The sequence below is a fragment of the Ornithinibacter sp. genome (assembly GCF_035443565.1).
Lineage (GTDB): Bacteria > Actinomycetota > Actinomycetes > Actinomycetales > Dermatophilaceae > Fodinibacter.
In genome coordinates, this window is record NZ_DAORSO010000053.1 from 5094 (window position 1) to 12480 (window position 7387).

Consider the following 7387-nt stretch of genomic DNA (forward strand, 5'->3'; position numbering starts at 1 on the left):
CGGTGACGAACCACGGATGCCGTGCCTCCCCCAGCGGGGTGGCACGGCATCCGTCATTCGTGGGTCATGGGAGAGCGAACGCTCAGCCGCCGCTCTTGCGGCGGAACATCTGCTGCGTCGCGCTGGCCTCCGGACCGTGGGCGTGGTCGACCTTCGAGTGATCCGAGTGGTCCGAGACGTCGGCGCCGCCGTGGGACTTCTTCGCGTCCAGGGCTGCGCGGAACTTGGCCTTCACGTCCTCGTCGACGGTGGCGCGCGGCTTCTTCGAGCCTGACATGGTGCTCCTTCGTTCGGCGGGTGGTGCGTCAACCTTCGCAGACCCGAGCGCCCCGATCGATCGGATTGCGGTCCGCAAGGGGTGACCCGGCGGCGGCGGCGGCGTGAGTTACTGCCGTCAGCGCTGGTCAGGGCGCCGCTGGCGGGCGGTCCACTGGCGCATGCGCGCCGGGTAGCCGGTGAGGTTCACGTCGTAGACGGGGATGTCGAGCGAGCGGGCGACCTCGAAGGCCACCGGCCGGGACGGCAGTGCCCGCCTCGTCCACTCCCCGTCGTGGGCGATGAGGACCACGGTCGTCGCGGTGATGTTGGTCGCGGGCTCGATGTAGGCCTCCACACCCCGCCGCGTCCCGACGAACTCCTGCAGGTGGGCACGGGCGCTGCTCAGGTCGCCACCGCCATGGGGTGCCTGCTTGTCGCGACTGCGTCTCCACCACGCCATGACGACACGATAAGCGCTCAGGGAGTGACAGGATGCTCGCAGGCGCCCCACCCCCGCGCGAAGGAGCAGCTGATGCCGGCCACCGCCGAACCCACCCATGACGTCGTCGTCCTCGGAGGTGGCAGCGGCGGCTACGCCTGCGCGCTGCGCGCCGCCGAGCTCGGATTGAGCGTCGCCCTCGTCGAGAAGGACCTCCTCGGCGGCACCTGCCTGCACCGGGGCTGCATCCCCACCAAGGCGCTGCTGCACGCGGCCGAGGTCGCCGACTCAGCCCGTGAAGCCACCCGTTTCGGGGTGCGCGCGACGCTCGACGGTGTCGACCTGCCGGGCGTCACCGCCTACCGCGAGGGCGTCGTGAGCCGGCTGCACAAGGGCCTTCAGGGCCTGGTGTCCTCACGCAAGGTCGACTACGTCCAGGGCGAGGGCCGCCTCGAGGGTGAGCGCACCGTCGTCGTCGGCGACCGGCGCCTCGTCGGCCGCCACGTCGTGCTGGCCACCGGCTCGTACGCCCGGACCCTGCCCGGGCTCGAGCTCGGCGGCCCGATCATGACCAGCGACGGCGCCCTCGCGCTGACCGAGGTGCCCAAGAGCATCGTCGTGCTCGGCGGGGGTGTCATCGGCGTCGAGTTCGCCTCCGTCATGCGCTCGTTCGGCGCCGACGTGACGATCGTCGAGGCCCTCCCCCGGCTCGTCGCCGCCGAGGACCCGGCCGTCAGCACCGCGCTGGAACGCGCCTTCAAGAAGCGCGGCATCGCCTTCCGCACCGGGGTGCGCTTCGAGTCGGCCACCCCGACCGAGAGCGGTGTCACGGTGCGCCTCGAGGGTGGTGACGAGCTGAGCGCCGACGTGCTGCTCGTCGCCGTCGGGCGAGGGCCGTCGACCGCCGGGTTGGGATTCGAGGATGCCGGGGTGAGCGTCGAGCGCGGATTCGTCATCACCGACGAGCGCTGCCGTACCTCGGTCGACGGGGTCTACGCCGTCGGCGACATCGTGCCCGGGCTCCAGCTCGCCCACCGCGGCTTCGCCCAGGGCATCTTCGTGGCCGAGGACATCGCCGGGCTCGATCCGGTGCCTCTCGTGGAGTCGTCCATCCCCCGGGTCACCTACTGCGAACCCGAGATCGCGTCGGTGGGGCTGACCCAGGCGCAGGCCACCGAGCAGTACGGCGACCGGGTCGAGACCTACGAGTACAACCTCGGCGGCAACGGCAAGTCCCAGATCCTGCGCACCCAGGGCTTCGTCAAGCTCGTGCGGGTCAAGGACGGCCCGGTCGTCGGCATCCACATGGTCGGTTCACGCATGGGTGAGCAGATCGGGGAGGCCCAGTTGATCGTCTCGTGGGAGGCCCACGCCGAGGACGTCGCGGCTCTGCTGCACGCCCACCCGACCCAGAACGAAGCCCTCGGCGAGGCCCATCTGGCGCTCGCTGGGAAACCGCTGCACGCACACAACTAGAGTGGTCAACGTCACCGCCCACAAAGGAGAGCTGTCCCGATGTCAGAACGCGTGAAGATGCCTGCGCTCGGCGAGTCCGTCACCGAAGGGACCGTGACGCGCTGGCTCAAGGGGGTCGGCGACACCGTCGAGATCGACGAGCCACTGCTCGAGGTCTCGACCGACAAGGTCGACACCGAGATCCCCTCGCCCATCGCCGGCACGCTCCAGGAGATCCTGGTGCAGGAGGACGACACCGTCCCCGTCGGCGCTGACCTCGCGGTCATCGGTGACGGCGACGCGCCCGCTGCGAGCGAGCCCGAGGCCGCACCCGCCGAGGCTGCGCCCGAGCCCGCACCCGTCGAAGCCGAGGCCGCACCCGCCGAGGCCGCCCCCGCCCCCGCCCCCGCGGAGAGTGCACCGGCCGAGCAGGCCGCACCTCAGGGCTCTGCCGACACGTCCTCCGACGGCGGCGACGGCACCACCGTGACCATGCCGGCCCTCGGCGAGTCGGTCACCGAGGGCACCGTCACCCGCTGGCTCAAGCAGGAGGGCGACGACGTCGAGGTCGACGAGCCGCTCCTCGAGGTCTCGACCGACAAGGTCGACACCGAGATCCCCTCCCCCGTGGCCGGCAAGCTCAACAAGATCCTCGTCCAGGAGGACGACACCGTCCCCGTCGGCGCTGACCTGGCGGTCATCGGCGGCTCCGGTGGTGGCTCCGCTCCTGCCGCCGCCGCTGAGGCTCCGGCTCCCGAGCCGGCTGCTGCCGCCCCGGCACCCGCTGCTCCCGCCCCGGCATCCGCAGCTCCCGCCCCGGCTGCTCCCGCCCCGGCACCCGCCGCTCCTGCTCCTGCTGCCGAGGCACCGGCTCCTGCCGCAGCCGCACCGGCGAGCAGCGACGACACCGAGGGCCGCGATGCCGCGGCCTACGTCACGCCGCTCGTGCGCAAGCTGGCCGCCGACCACGGCATCGACCTCGCGACGCTGACCGGCACCGGGATCGGTGGCCGCATCCGCAAGCAGGACGTCATGGCGGCCGCCGAGGCCAAGAAGGCCCCGGCTCCTGCCCCCGAGGCACCGGCACCTGCAGCGGCCGCACCCGCCGCGCCCGCCAAGGCACCTGCGGCCACCGACTCGCGCCGGGGCACCACCGAGAAGATGTCCCGCCTGCGCCAGACGATCGCCCGCCGCATGGTCGAGTCGCTCCAGATCTCGGCGCAGCTCACCACGGTCGTCGAGGTCGACGTCACCCGAATCGCCAAGCTGCGCGACCGGGCCAAGGCAGACTTCGCCGCTCGTGAGGGCACCAAGCTGAGCTTCCTGCCGTTCTTCGCGCTCGCCGCCGTCGAGGCCCTCAAGGCCCACCCGACGGTCAACGCCAGCGTCGACGGCGACCAGGTGACGTACTACGGCGCCGAGCACCTCGGCGTCGCTGTCGACACCGAGAAGGGCCTGCTCGTCCCGGTGCTCAAGAACGCCGGCGACCTCAACATCGCCGGCCTGGCTCGCGGGATCTCCGATGTCGCCGAGCGCACGCGCAACAACAAGATCATGCCTGACGACCTGTCCGGTGGCACGTTCACGATCACCAACACCGGCTCGCGAGGGGCGCTGTTCGACACCCCGATCATCAACCAGCCGCAGGTCGCGATCCTCGGCACGGGCTCGGTGGTTCGCCGCCCCGTCGTGGCCATGACCGAGGACGGTGGCGAGACGATCGCGATCCGCTCGATGGTCTACCTGGCGCTGTCCTACGACCACCGCATCGTCGATGGTGCGGATGCTGCCCGCTTCCTCACGACGATGAAGCAGCGTCTCGAGGAAGGCGCCTTCGAGGCCGACCTGGGTCTGTGATGACGTCTCGTCGAGCACTGACCGGCACCGGGTGGAGCACCAGATGAAGCGCATCGCCGTCACTGGCTCCTCGGGGCTGATCGGCACCGCCGTCGTCGCCGCGCTCACGCAGCGCGGCGACGAGGTGGTGCGCTTCGTGCGCCGCCCTGCCCGGGGCCGTGACGAGGTGCAGTGGGACCCGACGAGCCGAACCCTGGACCCGCGTGCCCTCGACGGCGTCGACGGCGTCGTGCACCTCGCCGGGGCCGGAGTCGGCGACAAGCGCTGGTCCCCGGCATACAAGCGCGAGATCCTCTCCTCGCGCACCGACACCACGCACGCACTGGCCACCGCCATCGCACAGGTCCAACACCCGGTGCGCTTCGTCTCGGGGTCGGCTGTGGGGTACTACGGCAACCGCGGTGACGAACCGCTCACCGAGAGCAGCGCGCCGGGCGAGGGGTTCCTCACCGATGTCGTCCTCGCGTGGGAGGCCAGCGCGGCTCCCGCGGTGGATGCCGGGGCGTCCGTCGCGCTGGCCCGCACCGGCATCGTCCTGGCCCGTCAGGGCGGCGCGATGGAACGGCTGCTGCAGCTTGCCCGGTTCGGGCTGGCCGGGCCGCTCGGCTCCGGGAAGCAGTACTGGCCGTGGATCACGCTGGACGACGAGGTCGGCGCACTGCTGCACCTGCTCGACCGCGATGACCTCACCGGCCCGGTCAACCTGTCGGCGCCCGAACCGGCGCGTCAGCGCGACATCGTCGCGGCCATCGGGCGCGCCCTCAACCGGCCGGCAGTCCTGCCGGCACCGTCGCCCGCCCTGCGCATCGTGCTCGGCGAGTTCGCCACCGAGATCCTCGGGAGCCAGCGCATCGTCGGCGAGGTGCTGGCCACGAGCGGTTACGACTTCATCCACCCCGACCTCGAGGGCGCGGCGCGCTGGCTGGTCGCCTGACCTCCGGCCCGGAAGAAGGCCCGCTTGGTGAGCTCGGCGGCCACGATGTAGCACCCGGTGATGCCCACGAGGGTGACGACCAGGCCGACCGGCGGGCGGGCCAGGCCCAGTGCGGGAAGCGCCGCGGAGACGAACGGCAGCGAGACGGTGACGCCGCCGACGAGCAGCGAGGTGAGCACCAGGGCATGGCCCGGGTGGCTGCGCCACACGGGTCGGCGGGTGCGCAGCACGAACAGCACGGCCAGCTCGGTGAGGGTCGACCCCACGAACCAGCCGGTGCGGAACAGCGTGGCACCGGCGTCGAAGACCTGGAGCAGCACGGCGAAGGTCAGCAGGTCGAAGGCGCTGCTGAGCAGCCCGAACACCACCATGAAGTCGCGCACCTGGTGCAGGTCCCACCGGCGGGGGCCCTGCACGTCCTCGGGGTCGACGCGGTCGCCGGCGAGGGTGACGCTCGGCAGGTCGGAGAGGAAGTTGAGCAGCAGGATCTGCCGGGGCAGCAGCGGGAGGAACGGCAGGAAGGCCGAGGCCGCCGCCATGCTCGCGGTGTTGCCGAAGTTCGCGCTGACCGTCGTGTACACGTACTTCAGCGTGTTGGTGAAGGTCTGCCTGCCGAGCCGGACGCCGCTCACGACGACATCGAGGTCCTTGTCGAGCAGCACCATGGCCGCCGCGCTCTTCGCCACGTCGACCGCTGTGTCGACCGAGATGCCCACGTCGGCCAGGTGCAGCGGGCCGGCGTCGTTGATGCCGTCGCCGAGGTAGCCGACCACCGATCCCCCGGCGCGCACCGCCTTGATGATTCGCTCCTTCTGCGTCGGTGTGAGCTCGGCGAACGCGTCGACGGTCGGTGCGAGCGCCCGCAGTGCGGTGTCGTCCAGGGCGTCGACCTCGCTGCCGGTCACGACGGTGGGTTCGGCCGCGAGGACGCTGCGCGCGACGTGGGTGGCAACCAGGGCGTTGTCTCCCGTCAGCATGCACAGCCGGATGCCGAGCGCCTCCAGCTCTGCCAGGGTCGCCGCGAGTCCGTCCTTGGGTGGGTCCTCGAAGGCCAGCAGGCCCAGGAGAGTCAGGTCGCGCTCGTCGTCGACGGTGACCGCTGACCGAGCGGGCAGCGGGCGCTCGGCCACCGCCAGCACGCGGGCACCCTGCTCGCTCAGCCCACGGAACTGTTCGTCGAGCAGCATCCGTCGCGGCCCGAGCGCCTCGGGTGCGCCTCCGGGGCCGACCACGGTGGAGCACCTCGCCAGCACCGACGCGTAGGCACCCTTGGTCACCAGGAGGCGCCCCTCGGGGCCGTCGACGAGCACCGACAGCATCTTGCGGTCGAAGTCGAAGGGCACCTCGTCGAGGGCGCGCCACCGCTGGTCGGGTGCCGCGCCGGCCAGGACCGCGTCGTCCAGCGGGTTCGTGAAGCCGGTCTGCAGGGCCGCGTTGAGCGCGGCCCGCCCCGCCACGAGGTCGCTGTAGCCGCCGTCGGGGCCCACGGTCGCCGCGAGGGTCAGCACACCGCGGGTGAGGGTTCCGGTCTTGTCGGTGCACAGCAGGTCCATGCTGCCGAGGTCCTCGATGGCGTCCAGGCGGCGCACGATCACCGAGGCGTCCGCCATCCGGCGCGCCCCGGTCGACAGGGAGACCGCGACGATGGCCGGCAGCATCTGTGGAGTCACGCCGACCGCGAGGGCGATCGAGAAGAGCACGGAGTCGATGAACGGGCGCCCGAGCACCACGTTGACCACGAGGATGACCGCGGTGAGCCCGAGCGTCACCCGGGCAAGCAGCAGGCCCAGGCGCGTGGTGCCCTGCTCGAAGCCGGTGCGCGTCGGGCGGTCGGTGAGGGTGCTCGACATCCGCCCGAGCTCGGTGTGCGAGCCCGTGAGGACCGCCACGGCCTCACCGCGACCGCTCACGACGTGGCTGCCCTGCAGGAGGGCGCTGTGCCGCTCCGCGAGCGCGGCGTCGGCGGGCGCGGGGTCGGGGTGCTTGTGGCGCGGGTAGGTCTCGCCGGTCAGCGCGGACTCGTCGGTCTGCAGGGCCTCGGCGGTGAGCACCCGGCAGTCGCACGGCACGATGTCGCCGGCGTTCAGCACCACGACGTCGCCCGGCACCACCTCGTCGGGGCGCACCGACACCACCCGCCCGGCTCGCCGGACCTCGACGTGCACCTGCACCCGGTCGAGCAGCCGGGCGACGGTCACGGCGGCCCCGTGCTCCTGCCAGAACCCCAGGAGGCCGCTGAGCAGCACGATGGCGGTGATGATCAGCGCGTCGACCCGGTCGCCGAGCACGAGCGAGAGCCCGGTGGCCACGAGGAGGATGACCACCACCGGTTGGGAGAACTGCCGGCCCAGTTCACGCCCGATCGTCCTGGCACGGCTCGGCGCAGCGGCGCCGTGCCCCTGAGCCAGGGCGCGGGTGCGGGCCTCGACGTCACCGAGACCCGC

General features: G+C 72.0%; 6 protein-coding genes. 3 read left to right on the plus strand and 3 right to left on the minus strand.

All coding sequences use genetic code 11. From position 1 onward, the window contains the following. Positions 1-82 precede the first annotated feature (82 nt). Together PLL68_RS07705 and PLL68_RS07710 are read right to left on the minus strand one after the other, a co-directional pair. Complete coding sequence (locus tag PLL68_RS07705; protein WP_324533190.1) at positions 83-277, minus strand: DUF5302 domain-containing protein; 195 nt, start codon at positions 275-277, stop codon at positions 83-85. 117 nt (positions 278-394) lie between these two features. Then, positions 395-718, minus strand: a complete 324-nt coding sequence (locus PLL68_RS07710; RefSeq protein WP_324533191.1) for a hypothetical protein — start codon at positions 716-718, stop codon at positions 395-397. A 72-nt stretch (positions 719-790) separates the two neighbouring features. Here PLL68_RS07710 and lpdA point away from each other — a divergent pair, with 72 nt between their 5' ends. Genes lpdA through PLL68_RS07725 form a run of 3 tightly spaced genes read left to right on the plus strand, consistent with a single transcriptional unit; the run spans position 791 to position 4943 of the window. Continuing rightward, positions 791-2173, plus strand: coding sequence for a dihydrolipoyl dehydrogenase (gene lpdA / locus PLL68_RS07715; RefSeq protein WP_324533192.1), 1383 nt, complete (start codon positions 791-793; stop codon positions 2171-2173). Positions 2174-2212: 39 nt separating this feature from the next. Next, a complete protein-coding gene (gene sucB, locus PLL68_RS07720) occupies positions 2213-4009 on the plus strand; it encodes a 2-oxoglutarate dehydrogenase, E2 component, dihydrolipoamide succinyltransferase (RefSeq protein ID WP_324533193.1) in 1797 nt (598 codons plus the stop codon). Positions 4010-4052: 43 nt separating this feature from the next. Next, complete coding sequence (locus PLL68_RS07725) at positions 4053-4943, plus strand: TIGR01777 family oxidoreductase (RefSeq protein WP_324533194.1); 891 nt, start codon at positions 4053-4055, stop codon at positions 4941-4943. Here PLL68_RS07725 and mgtA read toward each other — a convergent pair. Further along, on the minus strand, positions 4889-7387 hold a 2499-nt coding region (gene mgtA, locus PLL68_RS07730), incomplete at its 5' end, for a magnesium-translocating P-type ATPase (protein ID WP_324533195.1). The two genes, PLL68_RS07725 and mgtA, sit on opposite strands and share 55 nt — an antisense overlap.

Coding starts and splice junctions, on each gene's coding strand:
- PLL68_RS07725 (WP_324533194.1), top strand. CDS start 4,053: ATGAAGCGCATCGCCGTCACTGGCTCCTCGGGGCTGATCGGCACCGCC.
- PLL68_RS07710 (WP_324533191.1), bottom strand. CDS start 718: ATGGCGTGGTGGAGACGCAGTCGCGACAAGCAGGCACCCCATGGCGGT.
- PLL68_RS07705 (WP_324533190.1), bottom strand. CDS start 277: ATGTCAGGCTCGAAGAAGCCGCGCGCCACCGTCGACGAGGACGTGAAG.
- lpdA (WP_324533192.1), top strand. CDS start 791: ATGCCGGCCACCGCCGAACCCACCCATGACGTCGTCGTCCTCGGAGGT.
- sucB (WP_324533193.1), top strand. CDS start 2,213: ATGTCAGAACGCGTGAAGATGCCTGCGCTCGGCGAGTCCGTCACCGAA.